This window comes from Vibrio alginolyticus NBRC 15630 = ATCC 17749 (assembly GCF_000354175.2).
Lineage (GTDB): Bacteria > Pseudomonadota > Gammaproteobacteria > Enterobacterales > Vibrionaceae > Vibrio > Vibrio alginolyticus.
The window spans coordinates 497,438-523,955 of record NC_022359.1; the positions used below are offsets into that span (position 1 = coordinate 497,438).

Annotated in this window: 28 protein-coding genes; 13 read left to right on the forward strand and 15 right to left on the reverse strand. The window is 46.7% G+C overall.

Going from position 1 to position 26,518, the window contains the following annotated elements; all coding sequences use genetic code 11:
- Nucleotides 1–5 precede the first annotated feature (5 nt).
- Entirely contained in the window at nucleotides 6–656 is a 651-nt protein-coding gene (locus tag N646_RS17535) for a Qnr family pentapeptide repeat protein (protein WP_005374358.1), read from the reverse strand.
- 495 nt (nucleotides 657–1,151) lie between these two features.
- Between N646_RS17535 and ompW the strand changes: the two genes are divergently transcribed.
- The 3 genes from ompW (at nucleotide 1,152) to N646_RS17550 (ending at nucleotide 4,520) form a co-directional block, all read left to right on the forward strand.
- Nucleotides 1,152–1,793: an outer membrane protein OmpW gene (gene ompW, locus N646_RS17540; protein ID WP_017634373.1), complete on the forward strand. Its 642-nt coding sequence runs from the start codon at nucleotides 1,152–1,154 to the stop codon at nucleotides 1,791–1,793.
- Between the two features lie 214 nt (nucleotides 1,794–2,007).
- Nucleotides 2,008–3,033 (forward strand): HlyD family secretion protein, encoded by a 1,026-nt coding sequence (locus tag N646_RS17545; protein WP_017821020.1) that lies wholly within the window; start codon nucleotides 2,008–2,010, stop codon nucleotides 3,031–3,033.
- Nucleotides 3,030–4,520, forward strand: a complete 1,491-nt coding sequence (locus N646_RS17550) for an MDR family MFS transporter (RefSeq protein WP_017821019.1) — start codon at nucleotides 3,030–3,032, stop codon at nucleotides 4,518–4,520. Before N646_RS17545 ends, N646_RS17550 begins: the two co-directional genes overlap by 4 nt.
- A 96-nt stretch (nucleotides 4,521–4,616) precedes the next feature.
- Here the strand turns inward: N646_RS17550 and N646_RS17555 are convergent, their stop codons facing one another.
- A complete protein-coding gene (locus N646_RS17555; RefSeq protein WP_005460845.1) occupies nucleotides 4,617–4,862 on the reverse strand; it encodes a Rho-binding antiterminator in 246 nt (81 codons plus the stop codon).
- Between the two features lie 180 nt (nucleotides 4,863–5,042).
- On the opposite strand from N646_RS17555, the gene N646_RS17560 reads away from it, so the two are divergent.
- Complete coding sequence (locus tag N646_RS17560) at nucleotides 5,043–6,170, forward strand: MBL fold metallo-hydrolase (RefSeq protein WP_021035897.1); 1,128 nt, start codon at nucleotides 5,043–5,045, stop codon at nucleotides 6,168–6,170.
- 76 nt (nucleotides 6,171–6,246) lie between these two features.
- Here the strand turns inward: N646_RS17560 and N646_RS17565 are convergent, their stop codons facing one another.
- The 5 genes from N646_RS17565 to N646_RS17585 all read right to left on the reverse strand — a co-directional run bounded on the left by N646_RS17565 (nucleotide 6,247) and on the right by N646_RS17585 (nucleotide 10,280).
- A complete protein-coding gene (locus tag N646_RS17565; protein ID WP_017821017.1) occupies nucleotides 6,247–6,672 on the reverse strand; it encodes a VOC family protein in 426 nt (141 codons plus the stop codon).
- Nucleotides 6,673–6,847: 175 nt separating this feature from the next.
- On the reverse strand, nucleotides 6,848–7,333 hold the full coding sequence (locus tag N646_RS17570) for a VOC family protein (protein ID WP_005374344.1): 486 nt from the start codon (nucleotides 7,331–7,333) through the stop codon (nucleotides 6,848–6,850).
- 139 nt (nucleotides 7,334–7,472) lie between these two features.
- Nucleotides 7,473–7,802: a DUF4144 domain-containing protein gene (locus N646_RS17575; protein ID WP_017634368.1), complete on the reverse strand. Its 330-nt coding sequence runs from the start codon at nucleotides 7,800–7,802 to the stop codon at nucleotides 7,473–7,475.
- Nucleotides 7,803–7,826: 24 nt separating this feature from the next.
- Nucleotides 7,827–8,363 carry a DUF924 family protein gene (locus N646_RS17580; RefSeq protein ID WP_017821016.1) on the reverse strand — a complete coding sequence of 179 codons (537 nt, stop codon included), beginning with the start codon at nucleotides 8,361–8,363 and terminating at the stop codon, nucleotides 7,827–7,829.
- A gap of 69 nt (nucleotides 8,364–8,432) precedes the next feature.
- Nucleotides 8,433–10,280 carry a M3 family metallopeptidase gene (locus tag N646_RS17585; protein WP_017821015.1) on the reverse strand — a complete coding sequence of 616 codons (1,848 nt, stop codon included), beginning with the start codon at nucleotides 10,278–10,280 and terminating at the stop codon, nucleotides 8,433–8,435.
- Between the two features lie 276 nt (nucleotides 10,281–10,556).
- Between N646_RS17585 and N646_RS17590 the strand changes: the two genes are divergently transcribed.
- The gene (locus tag N646_RS17590; protein ID WP_017821014.1) at nucleotides 10,557–10,919 is read left to right on the forward strand and encodes a hypothetical protein; all 363 of its coding nucleotides are present in this window, start codon (nucleotides 10,557–10,559) and stop codon (nucleotides 10,917–10,919) included.
- 70 nt (nucleotides 10,920–10,989) lie between these two features.
- Here N646_RS17590 and N646_RS24800 read toward each other — a convergent pair whose 3' ends face one another.
- Complete coding sequence (locus tag N646_RS24800; RefSeq protein ID WP_005374332.1) at nucleotides 10,990–11,163, reverse strand: hypothetical protein; 174 nt, start codon at nucleotides 11,161–11,163, stop codon at nucleotides 10,990–10,992.
- Nucleotides 11,164–11,397: 234 nt separating this feature from the next.
- Between N646_RS24800 and N646_RS17595 the strand changes: the two genes are divergently transcribed.
- The 3 genes from N646_RS17595 to N646_RS17605 all read left to right on the forward strand — a co-directional run bounded on the left by N646_RS17595 (nucleotide 11,398) and on the right by N646_RS17605 (nucleotide 15,204).
- Nucleotides 11,398–12,540, forward strand: a complete 1,143-nt coding sequence (locus tag N646_RS17595; RefSeq protein WP_017821013.1) for a sugar diacid recognition domain-containing protein — start codon at nucleotides 11,398–11,400, stop codon at nucleotides 12,538–12,540.
- Nucleotides 12,541–12,698: 158 nt separating this feature from the next.
- A complete protein-coding gene (locus N646_RS17600) occupies nucleotides 12,699–14,051 on the forward strand; it encodes a GntP family permease (protein ID WP_017821012.1) in 1,353 nt (450 codons plus the stop codon).
- A gap of 16 nt (nucleotides 14,052–14,067) precedes the next feature.
- Nucleotides 14,068–15,204 (forward strand): glycerate kinase, encoded by a 1,137-nt coding sequence (locus N646_RS17605; protein ID WP_017821011.1) that lies wholly within the window; start codon nucleotides 14,068–14,070, stop codon nucleotides 15,202–15,204.
- A gap of 95 nt (nucleotides 15,205–15,299) precedes the next feature.
- On the opposite strand, the gene N646_RS17610 is transcribed toward N646_RS17605, so the two are convergent.
- Nucleotides 15,300–16,736, reverse strand: a complete 1,437-nt coding sequence (locus N646_RS17610) for an aminotransferase-like domain-containing protein (RefSeq protein ID WP_017821010.1) — start codon at nucleotides 16,734–16,736, stop codon at nucleotides 15,300–15,302.
- Between the two features lie 92 nt (nucleotides 16,737–16,828).
- Between N646_RS17610 and N646_RS17615 the strand changes: the two genes are divergently transcribed.
- The 3 genes from N646_RS17615 (at nucleotide 16,829) to N646_RS17625 (ending at nucleotide 18,826) form a co-directional block, all read left to right on the forward strand.
- Nucleotides 16,829–17,728 carry a DMT family transporter gene (locus N646_RS17615; RefSeq protein ID WP_017634359.1) on the forward strand — a complete coding sequence of 300 codons (900 nt, stop codon included), beginning with the start codon at nucleotides 16,829–16,831 and terminating at the stop codon, nucleotides 17,726–17,728.
- A 66-nt stretch (nucleotides 17,729–17,794) separates the two neighbouring features.
- Nucleotides 17,795–18,082, forward strand: coding sequence for a hypothetical protein (locus N646_RS17620; RefSeq protein ID WP_005374318.1), 288 nt, complete (start codon nucleotides 17,795–17,797; stop codon nucleotides 18,080–18,082).
- 153 nt (nucleotides 18,083–18,235) lie between these two features.
- Nucleotides 18,236–18,826: a type II secretion system protein gene (locus tag N646_RS17625; RefSeq protein ID WP_225474250.1), complete on the forward strand. Its 591-nt coding sequence runs from the start codon at nucleotides 18,236–18,238 to the stop codon at nucleotides 18,824–18,826.
- 37 nt (nucleotides 18,827–18,863) lie between these two features.
- Here the strand turns inward: N646_RS17625 and N646_RS17630 are convergent, their stop codons facing one another.
- The 5 genes from N646_RS17630 to N646_RS17650 all read right to left on the reverse strand — a co-directional run bounded on the left by N646_RS17630 (nucleotide 18,864) and on the right by N646_RS17650 (nucleotide 21,740).
- Nucleotides 18,864–19,391 (reverse strand): GNAT family N-acetyltransferase, encoded by a 528-nt coding sequence (locus tag N646_RS17630; RefSeq protein ID WP_005374314.1) that lies wholly within the window; start codon nucleotides 19,389–19,391, stop codon nucleotides 18,864–18,866.
- A gap of 33 nt (nucleotides 19,392–19,424) precedes the next feature.
- Nucleotides 19,425–19,892 (reverse strand): HAD family hydrolase, encoded by a 468-nt coding sequence (locus tag N646_RS17635; RefSeq protein ID WP_017821009.1) that lies wholly within the window; start codon nucleotides 19,890–19,892, stop codon nucleotides 19,425–19,427.
- Nucleotides 19,893–20,011: 119 nt separating this feature from the next.
- Entirely contained in the window at nucleotides 20,012–20,482 is a 471-nt protein-coding gene (locus N646_RS17640; protein ID WP_017821008.1) for a GNAT family N-acetyltransferase, read from the reverse strand.
- Between the two features lies 1 nt (nucleotide 20,483).
- Nucleotides 20,484–21,215: a glucose 1-dehydrogenase gene (locus tag N646_RS17645; RefSeq protein ID WP_017821007.1), complete on the reverse strand. Its 732-nt coding sequence runs from the start codon at nucleotides 21,213–21,215 to the stop codon at nucleotides 20,484–20,486.
- 9 nt (nucleotides 21,216–21,224) lie between these two features.
- On the reverse strand, nucleotides 21,225–21,740 hold the full coding sequence (locus tag N646_RS17650; RefSeq protein ID WP_017634358.1) for a GNAT family N-acetyltransferase: 516 nt from the start codon (nucleotides 21,738–21,740) through the stop codon (nucleotides 21,225–21,227).
- Nucleotides 21,741–22,010: 270 nt separating this feature from the next.
- Here N646_RS17650 and N646_RS17655 point away from each other — a divergent pair, with 270 nt between their 5' ends.
- Both N646_RS17655 and N646_RS17660 read left to right on the forward strand, forming a co-directional pair.
- On the forward strand, nucleotides 22,011–23,105 hold the full coding sequence (locus N646_RS17655) for a NapC/NirT family cytochrome c (protein ID WP_017821006.1): 1,095 nt from the start codon (nucleotides 22,011–22,013) through the stop codon (nucleotides 23,103–23,105).
- Nucleotides 23,106–23,127: 22 nt separating this feature from the next.
- Nucleotides 23,128–25,575 carry a trimethylamine-N-oxide reductase 2 gene (locus N646_RS17660; protein ID WP_017821005.1) on the forward strand — a complete coding sequence of 816 codons (2,448 nt, stop codon included), beginning with the start codon at nucleotides 23,128–23,130 and terminating at the stop codon, nucleotides 25,573–25,575.
- A gap of 70 nt (nucleotides 25,576–25,645) precedes the next feature.
- On the opposite strand, the gene N646_RS17665 is transcribed toward N646_RS17660, so the two are convergent.
- Complete coding sequence (locus N646_RS17665) at nucleotides 25,646–26,371, reverse strand: phosphatase PAP2 family protein (RefSeq protein WP_005374297.1); 726 nt, start codon at nucleotides 26,369–26,371, stop codon at nucleotides 25,646–25,648.
- Nucleotides 26,372–26,518 lie beyond the last annotated feature (147 nt).

Here is a 26,518-nt window from a genome sequence, read left to right on the forward strand (position 1 = left end):
TTTCCTTAGAGAATGATCAGTCCAAAAGGCGCAAGCAATTGCTCTTGTTGCCAATCACAAATCTTAACACCAAACAGAGAAACGCGGCGAACATCCAGCCCGTCTAGTTCGACATGAGTCAGATCACACTGCTCAACGTTAAAGGTTCCCCATTGTTCTGGCGAGAATTCGCAGCGAGATAAATCCGAGCCTTTGAGAGTTGCCCCTGCGAGGTTCGCACCGTTCCAACGGTTTTCAAAGAGGTCACATTTTTCTAGTAACACTCGCTCGAAGTTACAGTAGGTGAGGTTGCAGCCAGTAATAAAAGCAGAACAGAAAAACATGGTGTTACTGACGCGATTAGCAAAGTTCGCACCTTGGAAGTTTGCCCCTTTGAGATCGCACTTACGTAGCTCCAAGCCCATACAATTTGCGCCGTTAAACAGGCTCATCGCCAACATACAGTTCGTAAAGCTGGCGTCTTTTAAGTTCGCGAAGCGAAAACTACACCCTTCTAGCGCTTTGGATTCGATAAAGCGACAGTCGATGAACTTAGCATCGCGCAGATCGGCATGGTCGAAACAGCACATATAAAAGTGGCAGTTTTTAAAGGTGGCATTCTGAAAATCGTGATGAGAAAAGTTTTCTCGTTCAAAAATGAGGTCGGTTTTTAACATGTCTTCTCCTTAGCTGCGAGCAGACTAGCACTCCAAGTGACTGATTTTCCATAAAAATAACTTCTTGTATTTCAGTGTTTTACAAACCCCTCAAATCGCGATTTTAAGGGGTCAAACGAGCTTTTTAAGTGGGTGTTTTTTTGAAAATAGAAGACGTAGAGGACGAAAAAAGTTTTTACTGGCTACGAGCCTTAACGAGAGGATTCGCATTTATCGGTATGCATGGCAACTCACACGCACAGTTTGCATTACAGAATTGTATCCTATTTGCATAATTTGTTGATCAATATGGCGTTTCTCCATACAAAAAACCTATATTTTTCACAAATTGATTTCCATCAAAATAGTAGGGTTTCTATGTGCTAGATTGCGCACAGCTCAAAAAGATATAGATACCCGTGTGCTTCAAGGCGCTGAGTTTACTTGAAATCTCAGATCAGTTAGCAGGCACCCCTTTGGGTACGACATAACGAAGCCCTACGAAAGGAAATAAAAATGAAAAAAACAATCTGCAGTCTAGCAGTGGTTGCTGCACTCGTGTCACCAAGTGTTTTCGCTCATAAACAAGGTGACTTCGTTCTTCGTGTTGGTGCGGCGTCTGTCGTTCCAAATGACAGCAGTGATAAGATTCTTGGTTCTCAAGAAGAGTTAGAAGTTGACTCAAATACGCAGCTTGGTTTGACGTTTGGCTACATGTTCACAGACAACATCAGTTTAGAGCTTCTAGCAGCAACACCATTCAGCCACGACATTTCGACAGATTTGGTTGGTAGTGATATCGCGAAAACCAAACATTTACCACCAACGCTAATGGTGCAGTACTATTTTGGCGAGTCTCAAAGTAAGTTCCGTCCATACGTTGGTGCAGGTCTGAACTACACCATATTCTTTGATGAAGATTTCAATAGTACGGGTAAAGGCGCTGACCTGTCAGATTTGAAATTAGATGATTCATTCGGTCTAGCAGCGAATATTGGTGTGGACTACATGATCAACGATCAATGGTTCCTCAACGCCGCTGCGTGGTACGCAAACATTGAGACAGAAGCAACTTATAAAGCAGGTGGAGTGAAGCAAAAAACCGACGTCAAAATTAACCCTTGGGTATTTATGATCAGCGGCGGTTACAAGTTCTAAGAAAAACCAGTAGTTACACGCACATTACTATTATTGGCATGACTTTGGGGGCGGTTACGGGGACTGCCCCTCTTTTTTATCCTCGTTTTGATTGCACATCATTTACTCCACTTAGCAACATGCAAAATTGGATCTTTACCTTGCAGATCATTTTATTGTCGGAAGATCGAAAAGTCCTACACTGATCACATAATTGAACAAGTGGACAATATAAATGAGCGACGACATCGCAAAGCATTCCTCCTCCAGATCTAAGCTGGTAAAAACTCTTTTCTTTACTCTCTGTGTTATCGCATTTGGTGCGATGTATTGGTCTTGGCAGTATTCAGACAGTCACCCAAGCACGGAAGATGCCTACGTTAGGGCAAAAATTTTGTCGGTAGCGCCTCAGGTAAAAGGCCAAGTGGTTTCTGTGGATGTCAAAGACTTCCAATCTGTTAACAAAGGTGACCTACTGCTGAAGATAGATTCACGCCCATATTTGTTGGCAGTGAAGCAAGCCAAAGCGGCATACCAATTGGCGGTCCAGCAACATGACGTTGCCGATAAGCAGGTAACTGAAGCCGTTGCGGGCTTAGATGCGGCGCGCTCTAACCTGACAGAAGCGCAAGTAGAATACAAACGTACGGATTCCTTGGTGAAACGCAAACTGGCGTCGGACCAAGATTTAGATACGGCGAAAAACAAACTTGCCAATGCCCAAGCGAGCCTAGAGCAAGGACGTGCGACGGTAGAAAAAGCCATTGCGAACCGTGGTGAAGAAGGCGTAGAGGCTGCGGTCGTTCAACAAGCGGCAGCACAGTTAGCGCAAGCGGAGCTGAACTTGAGCTACACCGACATTACGTCACCAGTGGATGGCATGGCCGGTGAAATCAATACGCACGTAGGCTCGGTCGTTAGCGTGGGTCAAACGTTGTTCCCTGTGATTTTAAAAGACAGCTATTGGGTACGCGCGAACTTTAAAGAAACCGATCTTACTCATATTAAACCTGGCATGCATGCGGATGTGGTGATTGATATGTACCCAGACGTGGTGTGGAAAGCAACGGTAGAACAGCTGTCGCCTGCGAGTGGTACATCGTTCTCCTTGATGCCACCAGAAAACGCAACGGGTAACTGGGTTAAAATCAAACAGCGTTTCCCTGTACGTTTGGCATTAGAAGTACCGGCCGATGCGCCGCAACTTCGCGTGGGTGCGAGCTCAGAAGTCACCATTGATTTGCAAAGTAGCGTGCAATGAGCCATCAAATTACGGCAGACAAACGGGGGATTGCCACCGTCGCCGTGATGCTTTCTGCCATCATGGTGTTAATCGATATGACCGTTGCGAACGTGTCGCTATCGCACATGATGGGCGCGTTGGGCGCAACGGCAGACCAAATTACTTGGGTGCTGACGGGTTACAGCATGGCGGAAGCGATCTTCATTCCGATGACCAGTTTCTGGGTGTCGCGCTTTGGTGAACGCAAAGTCATGTTGGTTGCTGTGATCGGTTTTGTGATTGCCAGTGCGCTTTGTGGGCAAGCACAGTCTCTTGAAGAGATGGTGCTATTTCGCATTATCCAAGGCGCTTTCGGCGCGTCGGTGATTCCATTGGCGCAGTCGACGTTAGTGCAGATCTATCCGTATGAGCAAAAAGGCAAAGCGATGGCGATTTTCTCCATCGGCATTTTGCTTGGTCCTATTTTGGGCCCAGTTGTAGGTGGTGTGATCACCGACAACATTAACTGGCGCTGGATTTTTTACATCAACTTGCCATTCGGTTTGATCTGTACCTCTTTGATTTATCGCTATATCCATATCGACAACAAATCCAAACCTAACTTTGACTGGTGGATCATCGGTTACATGGCGTTAGGTGTGGGCGCGTTGCAGTTTGTGTTGGATAAAGGTAACGAAGAAGACTGGCTCGACTCACGTATGATTCAGACGGCGATATTGCTCGCAGTCATGGGATTGGTGATGTGGATCTATCGCAGTTGGAAAACCAAAAGTCCAATAGCGCCATTGTGGCTACTGAAAGACCGAAACCTTATGGTCTCGTCATTGATGATTGCCGTGGTGTCGATGGCGATGTTTGGTCTGACGACTCAACAACCAATGCTGTTGGAAAGCTTGCTGGATTATCCGGTCTCAACCACTGGCTTATTAATGGCACCGCGAGGGTTGGCGTCGGCGGCGATGTTGATTTTAGTGATTAAGCTCAATCCGCAATTCGATCCCAGAATCAAAATAGTCTTTGGCTTAAGCTGCATCGGGATTGGTAGTTATTTGATGACGCAATACTCACTGCAGATCGATACATTTTGGATTGTGATGCCGAGTATGATTCAGGGGATGGGGCTTGGTTTAACCTTCTCGACGCTATCCACCTTGGCGTATTTAACGATTCCGAAAGAGCAATCTGTTGCGGCGGCGAGTATTTACAATCTGTTCCGTACCATTGGTAGCTCGTTTGGTATTTCTATCGCCACCACGTTCCAATATCGTGATAGTCAGCAGCAATGGCATGCGCTGGGAGAGGGTATTAATCCTTATAATCCTAACTTGCATGACTGGGCGGCCAATCATGGGCTTTCTATTACCGATCCGGTTGCGTTAGACCAATACCAACAGATGTTGCAGCAGCAATCGCAAATGGTCGCGTTTGTGCACACCTTCCAGCTTGTGGGAGTGATGTTCGTGATCATGATGCCGATGCTGGTTTTCATCCGGTCGCGAGAATAACAACAAGTTCCGGTGAATCGTGTAAGAGAACGCCTCTCAAGTTGTATTTGCTTGAGAGGTGTTTTTTATTGGACGGTGTCAATGAAAGACGGACGTTTACTCAAACGTCACTTCATCAAAATGCGGATTGGCTTTGAGCGCGCGCATTGCGACTAATTGTTCAGTCGGGAAAGCGGTGTGCTCACCATCCATATCTAAAAACAAGCACTCTTGTCGCTGCATGTCGTAGCCTGTGTCGAACGCGTTGCCCTGATGAGTTTCACCATTTTTTAGTGTGATCTCGATAGGGAGCTTAAACATACAGGCGATTTCAATAAAATCGTATTGGCTGCAAGTCACCATAGTTTTCTCCTTTCAAACCGACGCAGTATTCAGAAGGTTTGAGAACCGCTTCCTTAAATAGAAGACGTTTGATTGAAACTGAATCTTCATCTTACACCTCATTTTGGTCACGAAATAGACATACACGCACGTTTTAATAAACCTACTGTTGAGCGTTCACAAGCGAGACAAAATAACGATATGTCTGAGACGATACTTAAGCGCACATACCTAACGAGTGAACAAAAGCCAAGTTCACTGATTCCGCCTCAAACCTACCATGCGCAGTTGGCGCACCGTGTTTACCACTCGCCTCAATTTGAAAACGGCCGCGTTAAAAACGAGATGCCAAATGTCCCTAGCCCGCAATCATTCTGGCAGGTGTGTTGGAGCTATCTTGGTGGTAGAACGCCATTGAGTCCTAACGAACATCTGCCACATTTCCCAATTCAACCTACGCAGTTTGCGCAGCGAAGTGAATCGATGCGCGTTACTTGGCTGGGCCATTCCACCATGCTGGTGGAGGTCGATGGCATTCGAATTCTGACTGATCCGGTATTTGATTACGCTTCTCCGTTCATCGCAAAAGCGTGGTTTGAACGCAATATTCCCAATACCCATGCCAGAGATTGTTTGCCGATTCCTGAAATTATCGTGATTTCGCACGATCATTACGACCATTTAGAAGCATCGACCATACGTTTCTACGCCGATAAACCCGTGACGTTTTATGTACCCTTAGGGGTTGGCAAGCATCTGATAAAGTGGGGCGTTTGCGCAGACAACATCGTGGAATTCGATTGGTGGGATAGCGTGCACTATGCCGGAATCGAACTGATTTGTACGCCCGCTAACCATAATTCTGGTCGTACTTATTTCGATAAAAACTCGACCTTGTGGGCTTCTTGGGTCATCAAAGGTAAAGAAGAGACGCTCTATTTTAGTGGCGATTCAGCTTACGATTCGCACTTTTCCGAGATCGCACTGCGATGTGGACCAATCGACATTGCCTGTTTGGAAGTAGCTGCCGATGTGAAAGGCCAAGGTTATCCGGTCGAAAACTGGGGGCACATGCAGGCTCATCATACCGTGCAAGCGTTTCGCGATTTAAATGCGAAAAAACTGCTGCCAGTACATTGGGCTACATACGAGCTGTTTACTCACCGCTGGGACGAACCGATTTTAGATTTGCTTGCCCATTGTCAAAAAGAACATATAACGCTGCTGACGCCAATGCCGGGGGAGAGTTTTTACGTTCATAAAAAACAGATAAATAAACAATGGTGGCGAGAAAAAGAAACAGGTGAGCCAGCTAGAATTTTGACTTAATAATATGTTCTTACTTCAATAATTATTTTAGAAGTTAACCTTGTTATTTTCAGAATATAACAAGGTTTTTACTCGCTTACTCATCAATCACTTGAGGTTTTAACTCGACGACATTTCCTTCCGGATCATGAATATAGAGTGAGCGACCGAATCCTTGTGCTCCGTAGCGTTTCGCAAACTCTTCGGTTTCAATGCCGTTCGAACGCAGATATTCCAGTAATTCATCCTCGGAAAAAGGCGCCAATTGCAGGCAAAAATGGTCAATATTACGACCATTTTGAACTGGTGGCTTACCGCCGAGTTGGCCTAATTCGCTGTCTACCGTCACCACATCAATCAATGCGTTACCTGCCCTAAGTTGAGTTAAACCAAGTTCCGTTACTTCGCGTTCGACAGGGCAGCCCAAAATGTCTCGATAGAAATGCAACATAGCATCGAGGTTACAGGTCCTTAAAACAACATGATCAAGCGCTTTGATGGCGATTGGATTTTTGGTGGGCATACTTCACTCCTTTTTGCATTGTGTTGAGGTAAGTATAAAGTGACCTTAAAAGTGGTGAGAGAAATGATCAAATTCCAGATGTTTTTTTGCTAGAGCGAGTGCAGAAACACTGCAACTCAAAGCAAACAAAAAAAGGCTAGCGTATTGCTAGCCTTTTGGAATATGGATGGGGCTATTACTCGTAATCAGAAGCGTAAGTTTCTTCGTAAGTGTGTGAGTAAAGCTCGAATAGGTTGCCGAATGGGTCTTCTAGGTAAACCATTTTCGCAGGCTTATTATCGTCTTCTGGGTGGTAACGCATGATGTCCATGCGAACTTTGCCACCTAGTGCTTCGGTGCGTTTGATAGCACCTTCAAAATCGTCTGTCTGCAAACAGAAATGGAAGATACCGATGCGAGAAAAATCCACTTCATGGCGCTCTTGACGCTCTTTCATTTCGAATAACTCAAGGCCGATGCCATCACTTGTCACAAGGTGCGCAATGTTGAAGCCTTTAAAGCCTTCCCCAAAGACCGCAATACACATTCTGCCAATTGCCGTTTCGCGTTCTTCAATCACTTTCGTGTTGCCCATAACGACTTTTAGACCTAGCGCTTGCGTGTAAAACTCAACCGCTTTGTCCATATCTCCGACCATAATACCGACATGATTCATTTTCATTTGTTTGCTCCCAACATGTGTGTTTGAACGTTGTCTTGTTTCGATGTGGGAGAGTATATGGCGTGATGTTGATTACATGAAATTATCATAAATTATAAAAATGATAATTTTATTTAATGATTTGCGCGTTGGGATTGAGTTAGTGAGCTAAGGCCTCAACAGCTTGCCTCACCGAGGTGAAATGAATCTTGATAATGCACCGTTGCGCGAGGCTGAATTCATGCGATTGGATTAATGACGTAACCTCTTCTACGGAAAGCGTTCGTTCTTTTAGATGTAAAAGAGTGGTGTTCGAACCATTGTTTTTCAATTCAAACGTGTTGCCATTTGAGTCGATAACGTAATCATCTTGCCCAAAAATGAGGGCTTCGCATTCAGAGTCTAAGTCGGACTGGGAATGCGTGTAGATCAGCTCATCGTCGCCGTCTAGTTTTAGCAAGCATGGCCAACATACTGCGTGGTCTCTCATGGTTAACTCATTATTCATTGTTATTTAGAAACTTGACCCAGGTTGTTGCAAAAACGCTAACTCTTCGGGAGTGCTCTTTCTTCCCAATATCGCATTGCGATGAGGATAGCGCCCAAACTGGTCGATGATGGCTTTGTGTTTTAGCTCAAAATCGTAGTTATTTTCAAGCCCTGATGCGCGAAACAATTTTTCAGCTTGGACATGAATGAGGCGAGATTCGCTGTGCATAAACGGCATGTACAAAAAGCTTAGCTGCTCAGGCGCTAATTCTTTGTCGTAACCTAACCGAATTGCCTCTTGAGCCAATGCTAATGCGAGTGGGTCTTGTGCAAACGCTTTTGGGGTGTTGCGATACACATTACGTGAAAACTGGTCGAGGACGATGATTTCGGCCAATCGTCCTTGTGCGCTGTTACGCCAATTAAACAGTTCACAACGAGCGGCTTGTTCTAATACCGAGGCAAATCGCGATGCAATACACTTGTCCAGTTCTGGGTTGTTTTCAAACCAATTTTGGGGCGATAGCTCCTCGAACCAAAATTTGATGACTTCTTGGTACATGGATCTTCCTTCTTATTGCATTAGCTAAAGAATAAAAAGCCAGAAGGCGAGCTCCTGGCTTTCTGCGTGTTATCGACCGTAAGCCTCTACGATGTAACGTTCAAAATCGTCACACATTTGTTCGTCAGAGATGGCGTTGCTTGCCAGCTCTTTACTGCCGTCGACGACTTTAATCGCGGCGTTCAGTGAAGCGACTGATGCTCGCTCTCGCGTCGCAAGTGAGTCGATTTTCTTCTGCTGCACTTCCCATGCCTGTTCTGGCGACAGGTTACACACGTCTGCAAGGTATTTGGCATTGAAGCCTTCGCCAGTCAGGCTGACAATGGTTTCGTTGTGCGACAAGTGATTGCCTGCGTGCCAGTAGTGTTTTGCCAGCAGTGGGCCAATTTCTGGGTTATCCGTCAGGTAACCAAACTTCTCAAGGAAGTATGCACGGGTCTGATACACCGCCATGTGCGCGAGTAGATAACCTTGATACGCACAAGCCGCTTCGTCGGATAGCAAATGTGGAATCGCCATCAGTGGGCGAGGGCTGCATTCCAAACCAAGGATCTGTTTTTCACAATCGCGAGCGAGCTTAGTGATGCGCTCTGGCGTTAACTCGTCATCGCTCAATTGATACAACGCGCGCTCAAAATATGGCACAACCAAGATGCTACGTTCTTCATAAGCTTTGAATGGCTGACGGCTGTTGATCATTGCTTGAATAATCTCATCAGGCACAGAATTCCCTTCATCATCCAGTGCGTACTGTTTTAGCCAATCGGCATCGGTTAACAGGCTATCACAGAACATCGACTGAGTTTCTGCATAAGCCATTGACGTCGGCGCAAACTCCTGCGAGAAACAAGGCGCGTTCATTTTTACGTTCGCAAAGTGTGCTGCGTGGCCGCCTTCGTGGAACAGCGTGTTAATGCCATCGTAGCCGCTGCCCACTTGGTCTGGTTTGGCATTACTGGTGAAGTTCACCTGCGCTGCGACCCACTCGCCTTGATTATAGAAAGAAGGAATAGGGCCGTGGCAGAACCCATTCGGGTACTTACCTTTGCGATCTAGTAAATCCAGCGTTAGCGTCGCACCAGAGTAATCAATATTTAGGCGACCAAATGATTCTACCCAGCGTCTCAGAGATTTTGAGAACGGCACGTATGGGTCAAGGTCACGCATAACGTCACCCGCGAATGAGTAAACAAAGTTGTAGCCTGCTAGTGCGCTTGCGCCTTTCTCTTTCGCCAAGTTTTCTAAGCTGTTTAGATGCGCATCTCGCGTGCGTTGTTCGAAATCTTCCAAAATCTCGAATAGCTGTTCAGAGCTCATCTTTTCCGTTTTTTGCACGGAGTAATCAAAGAAAGTCGCATAACCGAGTGAGCGAGCGAACTGGTTGCGCAGTTTGATCAGCTCTATAAAGCCGTTTTGCAGTAGCCATTGTTCAAGGTTCAGCAACGCTTGATGAGCCGATTGGCGAACTTCTTCATGATTGCTGGTGCGAATGGTTGAGCTTAATACGGGTAGTGAACCTTCTACTTGCTCGCCGTTCTCATCGGTAAATGTTTGTACGTGGTTCTGTTTTTTCTCGAAGAGCTCAGCTTCAAAGGCAATGAGCTGATTTTTCAACGCTTGTGCTTTTTCGCCCTCGATAGCGTGAGATTCAAACATCGCTAGCCAACCAGATAGACCCGTAATGGTTTGTTGTTTCTCTTGTGGGTCGGTAATTGAGTCCGCGGCTTCAAGCTGTTGTTTGATGGCAGTAATTTGCTCGGCGTTGCTTAAAAAGCTTGTCCATGCCGTTTGTGCTTGCGTCGAGCCATCATGGTCATCGCTGATCCCCATGTAAGTTTCCCAAAAGAAATCTTCTTTGGTGCGGTGAATCGCAAGGTAACGTTGATTGAGGTCGTTGAGGTAATCCGTTGCGGTCATTTTGATCCTTCAAATGGTTTCGTTATGTAGACAGTTGATTATTGCACGCTTGGTCGCGAGAAAGGAACGCTAATCTCATTTGTCGATTTTGCATCGCGTAAAGGTGATTTTACTATTTGTTTACATTTGGGTGAGTTAATAGGAGTTATGAGCTTGCAGTGTTAAGACTGGTATGGAGTTTACAGTTTATTAAGTAATTAATCTGCGGTGCGCTATCGATGATCCTTATCAGGTGTAATAAGATTTCCATATCGTGGCGATACAGTTGGAAACGATATGATAAATAAGACAAAAGTTAAGTTATTGGCGGTAGGTACGATTTTAGTTGGATGTTCCACAGTCGCGCCACCAAGAAATGATGCGGTTGAAAGCATTCAACAAAAGTGTTCTGTGATTTTAAGCAATGATGTTGCGGGCGACCAGCGCTGGCAGACGTACAACGGCTTGCTTGTAGAATATGCCGTGCATGGCGTTAAGAGTCAGGCGCAACTGGAACGTTTTGAAGCGTTTGTGCAGAGAGTGCAAGATGATGAGTCTGGACAGTTAGTTACTGAGTTGATTGAGGTCACCGACTGGGGATGCTCAAACGGCAACTATCTTGAAGAGATGAGCTTGTTTATTCAAGAAGTTCAGAAGTAAAAAACCGAGCGTTAAGTCGCTCGGCTTTTCTGTTTGTGGAACGCTTTTGTACGCTGGTTAGTCAGGACGTTTACTCCTCTGGATACTCGCCCATACCTTGCGTTTTACCTTCCGCTTTCCAATGCTCTCCAGGGGCAAATGCTTCATCGCATAAATCTACGGTGTAGCCCATTTCTGTGATTTCCTTCAAAGTGAGGTTATCAGCAATATTTGCAACTTCCCCCGATTTATTCCGTAACTCCATGTTGATCTCTCCTCTGTAGGTAGACGAGTGGCATCAATGCACAGTGAAGAATGCATTGGTAACCTTTGTTCTAAGTATATAACCCTCTGCTAAAAATGAAGGTTTAATCCGCTTTTTAAGTGTGGTTAATTGGATAATGCTTTGAGCTGCTTCCGTTATTTAGAACCGCAGCATCGCGATAGTTTGCCATTTGTGATTTATTGAGTGATTAAACGGTCAATTTGGAAACTCGAAATGGTGATTCTCGACCACGCTTTAGCACAACAAATTGTTGATCGAACCATGTCCATCATTGGTCACAATGTGAATGTGATGAACTCGGCAGGCATCATCATTGGCAGTGGCGACCCTAAACGTGTTGGGCAAGTGCATGATGGCGCGGTACTGGCGCTGAATCATGGCGATTCGCTAGAGCTTAATGAGCAGCAATGTTTGACGTTGCAGGGTGTCAAACCCGGTATCAATATGTTGTTGAAATTACATGGCGACGTGGTCGGTATTGTTGGCGTCACAGGCGAGCCGGAGAAAATCCGAGATTTTGCAAAACTGGTTAAAATGACCGCTGAACTGACAATCGAGCAAGCCGCGCTGGTGGAAAAATTTCAGTGGGACAGACGTCATCGCGAAGAGTTTATTCTGGCTTGGATCAATGGGAAATTGACCGATGAAGAGCTGAAAGATTGGGCGATGCGTCTTTCTATCGATGTTACTCAACCACGGGTGGCAACGGTGATTGAAGTCTCGACGCCGTCCGCCTCGAAAAGCATGAAGAGTGTGCGCAATATTGTTGAGCTGCTTGAATACCCAGAGCGTAACAACCTAGTTGCGATTGTCTCAGTGAATGAAATTGTGGTGTTGAAACCGTGTCATTCCGCCAAGCAGTGGGATAGCCAAGTTGAAAGTGAGCGCATTGATAAGTTGATGTCGCGTTTAAGCGATCACGATTCGCATACGTTTCACATTGCGCTAGGGCAGTTGTTTAATGAGCCTAAAGATGTTGCTTTGTCATACCAAAGCGCAAAGCAGGTATTAGCCATTGGCAAGCAGTTCTACCCAGAGAAACGTAAGTACCTGTTCGATGAACTTCGTTTGCCTGTGCTGTTAGCGCCGTTGGCGGATATTTGGCAAGGTGAACAAATTATTGATGGCGTGAAACGGTTGAAAGAGAAAGACAAATCTGGGCAATTACTGAAAACCCTAGATGCGTTGTTTGAATGCAATGGCAATGTGACGGAATGCTCTAAAATGCTGTATATTCACCGGAACACTCTGCGTTATCGGTTAGAAAAAATCACCGAGATAACAGGGCTGCCAACCACCAATTTTGTGGGGTTAGCGGAGCTTTATATTGCGACTCGGCTCTCAAAAATGTCGTGATATTGTGCATCTGCACAATACGCGTCATTTTTTGACCACATCATTTGTCACTCCGCCTAAAGGAATTCTAAAGCAAACGATTAATAATTCATGCGTCCCTACATGTTGAGTGAGCCAACACGGACTTGCTCAGCAAAATAAGAATAAATGGAGTTATCATGAACCTTATATTAATCCTGCTCGGGGTGATCGCATTTATTGTGCTCACGACCACCAAATTCAAATTACATCCCTTTTTAGCGCTGATCATCGCGGCGTTCCTTGCGGCATTTGCTTACGGCTTACCGGCAGATAGCATTGCCAAAACCATTGCTTCTGGCTTTGGCGGCATCCTTGGTTACATTGGTTTGGTTATCGTTTTAGGTACCATCATTGGTGTTATTTTGGAAAAAAGTGGTGCGGCGATCACCATGGCCGATACGGTCATCAAAGTGTTGGGTGAGCGTTTCCCAACATTGACCATGAGCATCATAGGTTACATCGTTTCTGTTCCAGTATTTTGTGATTCAGGCTTTGTCATTCTGAACTCGCTCAAAGAATCACTCGCTAAGCGTTTAAAAACCTCAAGCGTTGCGATGAGTGTGGCGTTGGCAACTGGCCTATACGCAACGCACACGTTTGTGCCGCCAACTCCTGGCCCGATTGCCGCTGCGGGTAACTTAGGCCTGGAATCTAACCTTGGTTTAGTGATTGGTGTGGGTGTGTTTGTTGCAGCGGTTGCGGCGTTAGCGGGGATGTTGTGGGCGAACCGATTCCAACATGTTGAACCAGATGGCATTGAAGCCGCAGAAGAAATTCAGCAAGACTGGCAAGCACTCAAAGCGTCTTACGGCAAATTGCCAACGGTGAGCCAAGCATTCGCTCCTATTTTTTTTCCTATCTTATTGATCTGTTTTGGCTCTATCGCGAAATTCCCAAGCCTACCGCTGGGCGAAGGTTTTGTGTTTGATGTTCTGACTTTCTTAGGGCAGCCACTAACGGCATTGGTGATTGGCCTGTTCCTTTCTGTTCGCCTACTCAAATCAGACAACAAGATTGAAGAATTTGGCGAGCGAATCAGCCAAGGTATTACGGCTGCTGCGCCTATTCTTTTGATTACCGGTGCTGGTGGCGCATTTGGCGCGGTATTAAAAGCCACGCCGCTAGGTGAATACTTAGGTACGACGCTATCGGCGCTGGGCGTGGGTATTTTCATGCCATTTATCGTTGCGGCTGCGCTAAAGTCGGCGCAAGGTTCATCAACGGTTGCATTGGTGACCACATCGGCTTTGGTTGCGCCTATGCTTACGCAATTGGGGCTCGATTCAGAAATGGGCCGCGTATTAACGGTGATGGCGATCGGTGCTGGTGCGATGACGGTTTCTCATGCAAACGACAGTTTCTTCTGGGTAGTTTCGCAGTTTAGCCGCATGTCGGTGGGCTTAGCGTACCGCGCGCAAACCATGGCTACGCTCGTTCAAGGTGTCACGGCAATGGCATTGGTGTACATTTTGAGCCTCGTTCTCTTATAAGTCTCTGGAAATACGTATGAAAGTGGTAATTGCACCTGATTCATTTAAAGAAAGCTTAACCGCCAAACAAGTGAGCGAGGCGATCAAAACGGGTCTTGCTCGCGTATGGCATGATGCTGAGTTTGTTACGGTTCCGGTCGCAGACGGTGGCGAAGGCACGGTTCAATCTTTGATAGATGCAACTCAAGGCGAACAAGTCTTCACAACGGTGACCGCGCCATTAGGGAATGATGTTGAAGCGTTTTATGGCATCCTCGGCGACGGCGAAACCGCGGTTATTGAAATGGCGGAGGCCAGTGGGCTGCACCTTGTGCCGAGTGACGCTCGCGACCCAAAACTGACCAGTAGCATTGGTACCGGACAGCTGATCAAACACGCGCTAGACAGAGGCATTCAACGCTTAATCATTGGTTTGGGCGGCAGCGCTACCAATGATGGTGGCGTGGGCATGTTGACCGCGTTGGGGGTGGCGTTTCTTGATGAATCTGGTCATGCAATTACCCCAAATGGAGGCGGGTTAGCGGCGCTTGCGTCCATCGATATTTCTGGTATTGACCCTCGCTTAGCAACTTGCGAAGTGTTGGTAGCGTGCGATGTTGATAACCCACTCTGTGGTGACAAAGGCGCGTCGGCTATCTTTGGCCCTCAAAAGGGAGCGACCGTATCAGACGTTACTCTGCTCGATAACGCATTGCGCAAGTTTGGCGAGTTGACGGAACAAGCGACGGGTAAGCATGTACTGACTCGTGAAGGGGCGGGTGCTGCTGGTGGTATGGGCGCGGCCTTGCTCGGGTACACGCCAGCACGTTTGCAACCGGGAATTGAGATTGTGCTTGAAACGGTCAAACTTGCTCAGCATGTTGCGGATGCGGATATCGTATTTACAGGCGAGGGTCGAATCGATCATCAAACCGCACATGGCAAAACGCCGATGGGCGTTGCTCAGGTCGCCAAGCAGTGTAATTTACCAGTCATTGCATTAGCAGGCTGTGTGGGCGACAACTATCAGGCGGTTTATGAGTGCGGCATTGATGCGGTGTTTGCTTGTGTACCAAGGGCGATGAGCTTACCTGAGGCCATGAAAGAGGCCGACGTCAACGTTGCTAACTTAGCCGAAAACGTCGCGAGAATGTGGCAAATTAAGTCGCACTGAAGGCGATGACGATATGAAAAACTCCACCTTTGCGTGGAGTTTTTTGTTGTTACGTGTTTGCGTGTGTAGGCATAAGTTCATTTAGCAAGAGCGAGTTAACAGGCATGCTTTGCTATCAATTTTGCCAGTGTTTGCATCGCTTGACTCCAATCGGTTTCATGACCAAAGTTTGCCACGCTGAGGCGTACGCAATGCCGATATTGCCCTTGAGTGCCAAATACGGTGCCGGGAAGTAGGCTGATTCTGTGCTTATTGCATGCTTGATACAACGCATAGCTGTCCGTGTCTTCGGGCAGTCGCAACCAAAGTAAGAACGAGCCTTGTACGGCGTTGATCTGGTATCGATTTTTTAGAGGTTCGTATTCATCCAAGTATTGATGAAGCATCTGGATAAATCGGCGCATGTTGTTTTGATAAACCCGACCCATTCGCGCAGTATGCGTTCGATACTTGCCTGACGTTAGAAACGTTGCCACGGCGGATTGCATCAGGTTCAAACTGCCCATGTTCTCACACAGTAGATATTGTTCAATTTGGTCTCGATATCGCCCCGCCAACATCCAACCAATTCTCAAACGCGAATCGAGCGTTTTGGATAACGAATTCACGTAAATTACGCGTTGCTTGTCATCGAGCAATCTCAAGCTTGGCAACGGCTTATCATAACTTAACCCGCCAAACACATCGTCTTCGATAATAGGAATATTGCCGGACGCCAATAGTAATTGTTGACGCTTTTCTAGCGGCATCATGGCACCAGTTGGATTGGTGAAGTTTGGCGTTACGATGATCGCTTTTATGTCCCATGTCACCATTGCTTTTGCTAAGGCTTCGGGGCACATACCGTCGCGTGGGCAACTCGGAATTTCCACCACTTTGAGGCCGAGTGATTCTAGCATCAATAAGTTGCCAAAATAGCAAGGGGACTCCACCGCGACGATATCGCCTTTTTGTGTCGTTGCGCGCAGCGCTAGGCTAATGGCTTGTTGCGCGCCGTGCGTCACCATGATCTCATCCAACTTGGCTGGCGTGCCCAAATCTTGTGTGATTTTCGCTAGTTGTTTGATTAAGAGGTGATCACCGGGTGGTAATTGGTAATGGCTCGGTACATGCGTTTGCTGGCGGCTGTGGCGGCCGATCTCGGCGTACAAGCTTTTGATCGCGGGGGAGTCAATGTTTGGGTGGGCAGAACCGGTAGGCAAACGCTCTTGGTATTCAGGATAAGTAAGGATTTCTTTGCAGATCGAGAGCAAATCCACGCGAGTCGGATCCGGAATTGAGCGAGAGGTCGGCAAGGCGACTTTAACTCGATAACCCGATTTGGGTACCGAGTAAACCAAGTTTTGTGCTTCCAGCTCTTGATACGCACGAATCACGGTATTTTTACTGACGTTTAATTCTTGGCTCAACGAGCGAATGGAAGGCAGTCGATCATCCGCCTGATAAACGCCACCATTGATGGCTTGTTTGAGGTGTTTTTCCACCACGAGGTACTTATTCCCTTCACCGCTTCCCAATAAATCTGTACCCATAAAAACACTTCCATCTGTCACTTTTTGAAAACACTGTACCTAATTACATTAGCAGTATCTCAAAACATAAAACAAGCGTGAGTGAGGCGATCATGTTAATCCGAGCCATCCCTTTTGTATTTGTCATCCTTTGGGCTTCTGGATTCGTTGGTGCGCGTTTTGGTTTACAATATGCCGAGCCAGCGACACTACTTTCTATCCGTATGGCATTCAATGTCTTATTGTTTTTGGTTCTTGTGGCGGTATTGCGTAGAAGGTTGCCGACAGGAAAAGATTTTTGGCACAGCTGTGTGGTTGGTGCGTTGATCCACGGTTTCTATCTGGGCGGTACTTATTTCGCTATCGCCTTGGGTATGCCTGCTGGGTTGAGTTCGTTGTTGGTGGGTATTCAACCGATTTTAACCGCGGCTTTGCTGGTGGCGTTTGTTCGTGAGGAATTTAAACCCTCGCAATGGTTGGGTTTGGCTCTTGGTTTTGTCGGTATCGCTATGGTGTTGATGGGCAAAATGGAGTGGCAATCCGAGCAGCATAAAGTGTTGGCCATTGGTTTGTGTTTGTTGGCTTTGGTTGGTATCACGCTAGGGACGCTTTATCAGAAAAAACATTGCCAACAAGTGGATATGGTGGGTGGTGCGACGGTGCAATATTTGGCCGCGCTCGTCATGTTTCTGCCCGTTGCGATGCAGTTTGAAACCATGCAAGTGCAGTGGGAACTGGAGTTTATTTTGACTGTGTTGTGGTTGGTCGTCGTGCTCTCTTGTGTAGCTATTCTACTGCTGCTGTACATGGTTAAGAACGGTGCTGCATCGAGCGTAGCTTCTGTATTCTACCTAGTGCCGCCAACGACGGCGATTCAGGCTTGGCTCGCGTTTGGAGAGTCATTTGATTGGATGGGGATTTCTGGTTTCGTACTGGCAGCTACGGCGGTGTATTTGGTGGTTAAAAAGCCGGATCTGACGATAAAGAAATCGATTCAAACAGAATATACCTAAATTGGCTAGGGACATTTGCGTATCAGTGGGTACAATCTGCTTCATCTTAATCCGTGGAGCAGAATGATGAAGGTAAAGCCAGATCGAATGACCGCCATGCGTAGCATCATCGAGCAAGTAAAAGCGGAACTACCAATTTATGAACCAGAAACGTTTGTATGTGGACCAGAAGGGCAGTGCATTGGCTGTCCGAAGAAATTGTTGGAAATGGTCGATTCAGAAGTCACTTATTGGGAGTCAGCCATGGAGCGCGGCATTGTTCCGCAGTTCGATGAGATTCGTCGTTTTGGCAAAATGTGCACGAATGTTCGTCGTGGTCTGGTGCGAAATAATGTGCCTTTACTCAGTAACTAGAGAGTAAAAACCGTCTAATATCTGACACATAGCGTCGTTTTGTTACACTGCTCTTTGGCTGCTGTTCTCAAGTTTGCGTGGTGTTTGTCTCTTCTTACCCCTTAAGCCTTTAATCGTAAGAAATTGGCGATATATTGGCTCGGTCTCACATGGATGTGGGGCTATTGTCTTGGGCTAGTTGAGATAAGAAACGTGAAATCAAAGGGATTTACGCTGATGGAAATCACCATAGTGCTTACCACTTTGGCTTTCATCGCATTAGCTGCTTTACCAGTACTACTCGATATTCATCGCCAAGCATACGCTGCGATGCTGCACAGTTCTCAGTCTTCTTTGGGTACGGCTCTCAAGTTCTTCCATGCTCAATCAGTGATTGATAACGCTTACGGCCAAGAGCACGTTCACTACATTGACCGACATGTCAAAACACGCAAAGGCATGCCAGAAGCGAGTGCCGATAGTATTCGAGCTTTGTTAGAAATCGATCTACCAGCCAGAGGTTATTCGAAAATTGACGTGCCGTGCAAAGGCAGTGATTTTTGCATCATCGGTCAGCAGCACCCAAACAGTGCTCATTTTGTCGCGATTCCTGATTATCAGTTCTTAGATAAATCGGGAGTTGATCGCGTTGTGTACATTTGGCCGCAAGGTTACACACTGGCAGAAGAGGCATGCTATTTCTACTACGTGAATCAAGCCTCTAACGATTCAATTGTTCGAGGGTATGTGACGCAAGGGTGTTAATCCCGAATAAGTGTTGCGAACAACGGTTATCGTGACTCTACAAATCGGGGTTTTTCGAAGGGCTTTGCGCTTTATACAATACCATTTTTTGACTCATCAAGACTTTACCATTTGGCAAGGTCACTTCCCCAAGTTCCCCCTGATGTTCAAATCCAAACCGTTCATACAAAGCAATCGCTGGTGTGTTGGTTGTGTATACGTAGAGTGCGATTTGGTCGTAACCAAATTCCCAACCACGTGCGATCGCGACTGCCAATAGTTTCCGCCCCAATCCTTTGCCTCGGTAGTTTTTGTCGATGTGAATACCAAGAATACCGACGCGAAGGCGTTGCCCTCTTTCGTAACCGCACATCTCAGCTGGGTAGATTTCAACACTACCGATAAGTTTTTGGCGGTCAAACGCGACAAACTGAGGGATGGACTCGTTTTCCACACGTTGCAGGATTCTGCGAAGCGTTGCGTTATCGGGTGCAGGAGAAATCAAAAATTCCCCTTCGGAGTACACTCGATTCCACAGCGCGGTGAAGCGCGCGATATCGCTCACCTTGATGGATCTGATTTGCATTCATCTTCCTTGATTAGTGCAGGTTAGTAACGGTTAGGGGATAAGCTCAGATAAACAACGAATTTGGTTAGGAATGGCTTCGGCTGGTGCATCAGCGCCCGTTGGGTTAAACCAAATTGTGTTTACGCCCGCTTTCATCGCAGGGTAAATATCTTTGTGAGGTAAATCGCCAACCATGGTTATTCCACTCACGTTAACCCCTAACTGTTTTGCGATGGCGAGATAAAACTCAGGTAGGTTTTTAGCGATACCGAGGTTGGCAAAACAAAAATAGCCATTTAAGTATTGGTCTAAGTCGACGCGAACAAATGCACGCTGAACCTCTTCCATGTTGGAATCAGATGCACTGGTCGCAATGTAGATGGGATGATTTTGGGAAAGTATTGCCAGTGTTTCTCTGGCTTGAGGAACAGCTTCTACGTGTTCCCAATCGCACATTTTTCCTTGTGCGTGAGGGAAATCTACCATCAAGGTGTTCCCCCAATCGAAAAGATAAATCATGTTCGAATCTCCTTATCCGCACATCATATCGTCTTTTTCTAAAATCAGGGGGGTAAATTGCATCGATAAATGCGATTTAGGTGGGTTTAGTCGTGAAAAGCGCTTAATTGTCGTTATCGTTACAAATGTTTCAGCATAATGCGTGAGTTAGTTTTAAAACCTTGATTATCGTAAAAGCGCTGTGCTGGCTGATTGAATTCCATCACTTCCAATCGAACTTGTGTGGCATTGGCATCGCGCGCCCATTGCTCACAGGTTTGGAGCAGTTGGCGGCCGATTCCTTGCTGCTTTTGCGCTTCATCGACAACAATTGTTCCCACGCGACAAATTGGGTCTTTGATCAGAAAACTGACGGTGTCGTTTTGGGTGATCATCGCGGTTAAGAAGCCGAGAATTTGCTGTTCGCGTTCGGCAATCAAAAAGAGTCGCTCTTTGTTCTCTAGTGCTTGTGCAAGAAATTCGCGGTCAGCTTCTGAAGGCGCAACAAAGGCTTCTGGCGCATTTGCAAAATGCAGTGAATTAATTTGAAAATTAAGCTGAAAAATTTCGTCTAAATCATCGGGAGTTGCTTGTCGGATATGGACTTGCATTCTATCTGCCCCCTGCAATATCGATAAATGATCCCGTGACATAAGAGGCTTCGTCACTTAATAGCCAAGCGATCGCATTTGCCACTTCTTCTACCGTGCCACCGCGTTTAAGAGGAATTTGAGGGCTGAGTCTATCTACTCGGTTTGGTTCTCCGCCGTCGGCATGCATATCAGTGTAAATGAAACCAGGTCGAACGCCATTGACGCGAATATTGCGCTCTGCCAACTCTAGCGAGAGCCCTTTAGTTAAGGTATCCATCGCGCCTTTTGATGTGGCGTAATCGACATACTCAAATGGCGCGCCTGAGCGCGACGCTCCAGAGGAGACATTCACAATTGCACCGCCTGCACTGAATCGCCTCGCCGCTTCTCGACAGCAGAGGAAACAGCTATTCACATTGGTGTTCATTACTTTCTGAAAGCGTTCCAAGCTGATTTCAGACAAAGGCGATTGAGTAAATAGGATGCCAACGTTGTTGACCAAGTGCGTCACTGCACCAAATTCACGTTCTGTTTCATCAAACAAGGAGAGCACTTGCTTCTCATCGGCTACGTCTGCGGCGATGGCAATCGCTTTTCCACCGTTTGCTTGTATTTCTGCCACAACTTGGTCGGCGGCCTCTTGCTGAGTGCGGTAATTAACGCAAACGCGATAGCCTTGCTCGGCCAGCTTTTTCGCCGCTGCGGCTCCAATGCCTCGGCTTGCGCCGGTAATGATGACTACTTTATTCAAAATACGTCCTTATTTTTGTAGTGAGTAGATTTTATCGGCGTAGGGTTTGCCACCAATTTGGTATGCGTCTGGAATGACCTCAATGAGTTCGAAACCACATTTTATCAGGACACGTTCTGACGCAATATTGCCTTCAGTGACCGTCGCGGAAAAGTGGTTGATGTTATGTGTCGAGGTTGCCCAGTATAGAAGCGCTTGAAGAGTTTCTGTTCCAAACTGTTGGCCATGAAATTCCGGCAAAAGTAAGTAACCTACCTCTGCCTTACCGTTTTCAATAGCAAAGCCAGTGATGCCGATGGGTTGTTCAGATTGCTTATCGAGTATTACAAGGCAAAGCCAATGCTGGCAATTTGGGGTCCATGGTAATAATCGCGAAGCAAATTTTTCTCTTATTTCTGTTTCGCTGGGACGATCGAAACAGAGCGCAATAACCTCTTGTTCGGAGAGTAATCGTTGAAAGAGTTCCCAGTCACTGGCTTTGATGGGTCTTAATTGGCTTCTGTGCGTCTCGATATAAACTGACATGCGTGTCCTTACTGCATCAATGTGGAGATTCAGTCTCTCATCCTCTTATCTGTTTAATCAAATAGTTGCATTCATAAAAGTGATTTATGTGGTGAATAGTTGGCTGGGTAATGGATTATTGCCATATATTCATCTTTGAGATGCAAATAACAAAATTTCATACTTGAGGCATACAGAGCAACACGGAAATGATGTGGATCAAGAGAGGACTACCCATAAAGTAGTAATTTGCGACCTATAATTACATTTTATTTGGAAGTGTTGCTAATTATGTCAATAAAAAAACGATATGTTGCACTGCTGGTTGCTGCCGGCATTGGTGTGGGCTGGTTAACTTTGGGGGGGAGTGCGGCAGTAATGCATTACACCTCAGATACTGAATTTTGTCTCTCGTGCCACTCTATGGAAACCCCTTACAAAGAGTACCAAGGCTCAGTGCACTTCAGTAATGCGAAAGGCATTCGCGCGGAATGTTCTGACTGTCATATTCCTCAAGAACCAATGGATTACCTGATCACCAAAATTCGCGCGTCGAAAGACATCTACCATGAATTTGTGACAGGTAAGATCGACACGCCAGAGAAATATGAAGCACATCGTAAAGATATGGCTGAAACGGTATGGGCTCAGTTCCGTGAAAATGATTCAGCGACGTGTCGTTCGTGTCATGATTTCGATGCAATGGAAGAGTTTGAGCAATCACGTGATGCGGCGAAGATGCACGCTTACGCGAAAGCAAACGATCAAACGTGTATCGATTGTCATAAAGGTGTGGCGCACTTTGCACCAGAAGCAGAGCTAGACAGCAAGGCATTTGAAACGTTGATGAGCTTCACCACAAAAACATCACCTGGTGCCAAAGTCGTTTACCCTGTGACTGAAATCGCAATGGGTGAGATGGGCAAAATTAACCCAACGACGAAGTTGGAAGTAATCAGCTCTAAAGGCGACAACCGCACTGTTAAGTTGAACGCATTCCAAATGAAAGGCGCAGAGCAAGTGCTTTACATGGGAGAAGGTCAACGTGCCATCGTAGCAACGCTAACAGAGCAAGGCCAACAAGCGCTTGAAACTGGTGAATTTGAGGCAGATGTTTACGGCAACGAATGGCGCGCGGTTTCTCTAACTGGCGCTATTGATTCTCCAGTTGTTGACACGCTTGAACCAGTATGGTCATACGCAGAAGAGTTGGACAACGTTTACTGTGCAACTTGTCACGCGAAAATTCCTTCAAATCACTTCACAGTGAATGCATGGGGACCGGTAGCGAAAAGTATGGGTGATCGAACTGATATTTCAGCCGAGAACCTAGAAATTCTAACCAAGTTCTTCCAGCACCACGCGAAAGATGTGGTTGGTCACTAACGATAAATAGAAGGATAAGATTATGACTAATATGACCCGTCGCGGATTTCTAAAAGGCACTGGTATGGCGGCTGGTGCAATGGCATTCACTTCATTTGCACCTATGTCTGTTGCGTCTTCAAACCAGCGTGGCAAGGGCATTTTGACAGCGGGCCGCATGGGCCCAATGTTATGTGAAGTGAAAGATGGTAAGTTGGTTTCGACTACTAATGCTCTTCCACAAACTGTACCAAATAGTCTACAAACTACTGGGCCTGACCAAGTGCATACCAAGGCGCGTGTGAAGTACCCAATGGTACGTAAAGGCTACTTGGCAAACCCATCGTCGCCAGAAGGTGTGCGCGGTAGTGATGAGTTTGTGCGTGTGTCTTGGGATGAGGCTTACAAGCTGATCCACGAACAGCACATGCGAATTCGCAAAGAATATGGCCCGGCTTCTGTGTTTGCAGGCTCTTACGGCTGGCGCTCAAGTGGCGTGCTGCACAAAGCACAAACCTTGCTGCAACGTTACATGAGCATGGCGGGCGGCTATTCAGGCCACTTGGGTGACTACTCAACGGGTGCTGCGCAGGTCATCATGCCGCACGTTGTGGGCTCTATCGAAGTGTATGAGCAACAAACCACGTACCCAGTGGTACTAGAGCACAGCGATGTGGTTGTGCTTTGGGGCTTAAACCCGATCAACACTCTAAAAATCGCGTGGAGCTCAACAGACTGTGCTGGTCTTGAGTTCTTCCATCAGTTGAAAAAATCAGGCAAGACGGTTATCGCTATTGACCCTATTCGTTCTGAAACCATCGAGTTCTTTGGTGAGAATGCGGAGTGGATTGCTCCTCACCCAATGACCGACGTGGCAATGATGATGGGTATCGCACACACTTTAGTGAAACAAGGTAAGCACGATAAAGCCTTCCTCGATAAATACACCGCAGGTTACGACAAGTTTGAAGCGTACCTGATGGGCGAAGAAGACGGCGTAGAAAAATCAGCAGAATGGGCATCACAAATCTGTGGCGTACCTGCGAAGCAACTTGAGCTACTGGCTGACATCTTCAGTAAAAACCGCACCATGCTGATGGCTGGTTGGGGCATGCAGCGCCAACAATACGGTGAGCAGCGTCACTGGATGCTGGTTACACTGGCAACAATGTTGGGTCAAATCGGTTTACCGGGCGGTGGTTTTGGTTTCTCTTACCACTACTCAAACGGTGGTAACCCTGCTCGTGATGCTGGCGTACTTCCTGCGATTTCGGCATCGCTGGGTGGCGGCTCTTCTGCGGGGAACGACTGGGCGGTGTCTGGCGCGGTGCAAAGCTTCCCTGTGGCGCGTATTGTCGAGGCGTTGGAAAACCCAGGTCAATCCTACCATCATAACGGTCATGAACTGACGTTCCCGGACATCAAGATGATTTGGTGGGCAGGTGGTGCGAACTTTACTCACCACCAAGACACCAACCGTCTGATCAAAGCGTGGCAAAAGCCTGAGCTGATCGTGATTTCAGAGCCTTACTGGACGGCGGCTGCGAAGCACGCGGACATTGTTCTGCCAATCACCACATCGTTCGAGCGTAACGACTTAACGATGACGGGTGACTACAGTAACCAACACTTGGTGCCAATGAAGCAAGTGGTTGAGCCGCAAGGTGAAGCGCGTAATGACTTCGATGTATTCGCGGACATGGCCGAGATGCTAGCTCCGGGTGGCCGTGACGTATACACCGAAGGCAAAACTGAAATGGAATGGCTGTACGGCTTCTACAAGGCGGCGCAACAAGGTGGCCGTGGCTCTCGCGTAGCAATGCCGAACTTCAGCAAGTTCTGGGAAGATAACCAACTGATCGAGATGAAGTGGAACGAGAAGAACGCACAGTTTGTTCGTTACGCAGATTTCCGTGAAGACCCGATCATGAATCCACTCGGTACACCAAGTGGTAAGATCGAAATCTTCTCGAAAACCATTGAAGGTTATCAGTTGGAAGACTGTCCTCCACACCCAACGTGGATGGCACCAACCGAGTACACTGGCAATGCAAAAGACGGCGAGTTGCAGCTAATGACCGCGCACGCAGCGCATCGTCTACACAGCCAGTTTAACTACGCGAAGATTCGCGAAGAGTACGCAATTGCAAACCGTGAACCTATTTGGATTCACCCTGAAGATGCGAAAGCGCGTGGTATTAAAACGGGCGATTTAGTTCGTGCGTTTAACAACCGTGGTCAAGTATTGGTTGGTGCAGAAGTGACTGACCGAATCAAGCAAGGTTCAGTGTGTATTCATGAAGGCGGCTGGCCGGATCTGGATCCGAAAACCGGCATTTGTAAGAACGGCGGTTGTAACGTGTTAACGTTGGATATTCCGACCTCTCGACTTGCAAACGGCTGTGCGGCGAACTCGGCGCTGGTTCGTATTGAAAAATACACTGGCCCAGAATTAGAACTAACAGCGTTTGAACCACCAAGAAATGGTTAGAAAAAAGTAGCGTTTTAAAGCAAGAAGCCAGCGAATCGCTGGCTTCTTTTTTATCTAGTAATCGTTCACATTAGCGCGAAGCGAGAGAAACAAATGGCATCTGTTTCTTAATTTGAAATGTCGGGAGTAAAGTAAATACAATCGCGACAAACAAGACTGAGCCTATTAAATCTTCAGGGCGGTGCATCCCCAGCCATAAGCGGCTATATGCGACGCTCATTCCCCACATCCATAATGACAGTGCAGAGATATAGCACTTGTTCTGTAAGAACAACCCGCCAAAGAAAGCCAAACAAATCGAAACGAAAATCGTATGGCCGGATGGGAAAGAATAGTCTTTCTCGCCTTGCCAATGGCGCGTTCGCCAATCACTGACGTGTTCAGAAATCTGGTTAATTACGTTGGCTTGCTGCTTTGTATCCAACTGATAAAACGCGTCTGGGTGCTCAATCAATTGTTCTGCTGCGAGCAATTCCGTGTAGGGACGCGGGCTTTCTGTCATCAGTTTTAGCCCCGTTTTGCTGGCAAAACCAATCACCAGTAACAACCCTAACATTGAGAGTTTTTGTATCCACTCAATGCGACTTGGTTTAAAGCGAAATAAAGAAAGCAGTAGCAGTGTTAACGTAATTAAAAAGCCTTTGCTACCAGCAGAATCTGTGAGCAAAGTAAAAGTAATACCCAGACTTTCCGGCACCTGTGAAGTGAGATTGTGATAAGAGCCAAACAGCGACATTGGGATGATGCCAAGAACAAACAAGGCGAGCATCATCAATCCATATTTTTTGGTTTTCATTGAGAGCGTTTTGTTTTTATTGAGGGTTATTCAACCACGTGAAAATAAGGGGCTTATCTTACGTTATCTGGCGTGAAAAACTTATCAACGCTCTGTCAATTCGAGCGTGAAAGTGACATTGCAGCTCTTCGTTGTGAAAGGAGAGGT

What these genes read in the sequence shown, in the direction of transcription:
- N646_RS17585 (WP_017821015.1), bottom strand. Translation starts at nt 10,280, where the DNA reads ATGACCGCAACGGATTACCTCAACGACCTCAATCAACGTTACCTTGCG.
- N646_RS17640 (WP_017821008.1), bottom strand. Translation starts at nt 20,482, where the DNA reads ATGCAAGTCCATATCCGACAAGCAACTCCCGATGATTTAGACGAAATT.
- N646_RS17580 (WP_017821016.1), bottom strand. Translation starts at nt 8,363, where the DNA reads ATGTACCAAGAAGTCATCAAATTTTGGTTCGAGGAGCTATCGCCCCAA.
- N646_RS17630 (WP_005374314.1), bottom strand. Translation starts at nt 19,391, where the DNA reads ATGCAAATCAGATCCATCAAGGTGAGCGATATCGCGCGCTTCACCGCG.
- N646_RS17600 (WP_017821012.1), top strand. Translation starts at nt 12,699, where the DNA reads ATGAACCTTATATTAATCCTGCTCGGGGTGATCGCATTTATTGTGCTC.
- N646_RS17590 (WP_017821014.1), top strand. Translation starts at nt 10,557, where the DNA reads ATGATAAATAAGACAAAAGTTAAGTTATTGGCGGTAGGTACGATTTTA.
- N646_RS24800 (WP_005374332.1), bottom strand. Translation starts at nt 11,163, where the DNA reads ATGGAGTTACGGAATAAATCGGGGGAAGTTGCAAATATTGCTGATAAC.
- N646_RS17625 (WP_225474250.1), top strand. Translation starts at nt 18,236, where the DNA reads ATGTGGGGCTATTGTCTTGGGCTAGTTGAGATAAGAAACGTGAAATCA.
- N646_RS17570 (WP_005374344.1), bottom strand. Translation starts at nt 7,333, where the DNA reads ATGAAAATGAATCATGTCGGTATTATGGTCGGAGATATGGACAAAGCG.
- N646_RS17565 (WP_017821017.1), bottom strand. Translation starts at nt 6,672, where the DNA reads ATGCCCACCAAAAATCCAATCGCCATCAAAGCGCTTGATCATGTTGTT.
- N646_RS17655 (WP_017821006.1), top strand. Translation starts at nt 22,011, where the DNA reads ATGTCAATAAAAAAACGATATGTTGCACTGCTGGTTGCTGCCGGCATT.
- N646_RS17555 (WP_005460845.1), bottom strand. Translation starts at nt 4,862, where the DNA reads ATGGTGACTTGCAGCCAATACGATTTTATTGAAATCGCCTGTATGTTT.
- N646_RS17550 (WP_017821019.1), top strand. Translation starts at nt 3,030, where the DNA reads ATGAGCCATCAAATTACGGCAGACAAACGGGGGATTGCCACCGTCGCC.
- N646_RS17665 (WP_005374297.1), bottom strand. Translation starts at nt 26,371, where the DNA reads ATGAAAACCAAAAAATATGGATTGATGATGCTCGCCTTGTTTGTTCTT.
- N646_RS17535 (WP_005374358.1), bottom strand. Translation starts at nt 656, where the DNA reads ATGTTAAAAACCGACCTCATTTTTGAACGAGAAAACTTTTCTCATCAC.
- N646_RS17660 (WP_017821005.1), top strand. Translation starts at nt 23,128, where the DNA reads ATGACTAATATGACCCGTCGCGGATTTCTAAAAGGCACTGGTATGGCG.
- N646_RS17650 (WP_017634358.1), bottom strand. Translation starts at nt 21,740, where the DNA reads ATGTCAGTTTATATCGAGACGCACAGAAGCCAATTAAGACCCATCAAA.
- N646_RS17635 (WP_017821009.1), bottom strand. Translation starts at nt 19,892, where the DNA reads ATGATTTATCTTTTCGATTGGGGGAACACCTTGATGGTAGATTTCCCT.
- ompW (WP_017634373.1), top strand. Translation starts at nt 1,152, where the DNA reads ATGAAAAAAACAATCTGCAGTCTAGCAGTGGTTGCTGCACTCGTGTCA.
- N646_RS17610 (WP_017821010.1), bottom strand. Translation starts at nt 16,736, where the DNA reads ATGGGTACAGATTTATTGGGAAGCGGTGAAGGGAATAAGTACCTCGTG.
- N646_RS17595 (WP_017821013.1), top strand. Translation starts at nt 11,398, where the DNA reads ATGGTGATTCTCGACCACGCTTTAGCACAACAAATTGTTGATCGAACC.
- N646_RS17545 (WP_017821020.1), top strand. Translation starts at nt 2,008, where the DNA reads ATGAGCGACGACATCGCAAAGCATTCCTCCTCCAGATCTAAGCTGGTA.
- N646_RS17615 (WP_017634359.1), top strand. Translation starts at nt 16,829, where the DNA reads ATGTTAATCCGAGCCATCCCTTTTGTATTTGTCATCCTTTGGGCTTCT.
- N646_RS17605 (WP_017821011.1), top strand. Translation starts at nt 14,068, where the DNA reads ATGAAAGTGGTAATTGCACCTGATTCATTTAAAGAAAGCTTAACCGCC.
- N646_RS17620 (WP_005374318.1), top strand. Translation starts at nt 17,795, where the DNA reads ATGAAGGTAAAGCCAGATCGAATGACCGCCATGCGTAGCATCATCGAG.
- N646_RS17575 (WP_017634368.1), bottom strand. Translation starts at nt 7,802, where the DNA reads ATGAGAGACCACGCAGTATGTTGGCCATGCTTGCTAAAACTAGACGGC.
- N646_RS17560 (WP_021035897.1), top strand. Translation starts at nt 5,043, where the DNA reads ATGTCTGAGACGATACTTAAGCGCACATACCTAACGAGTGAACAAAAG.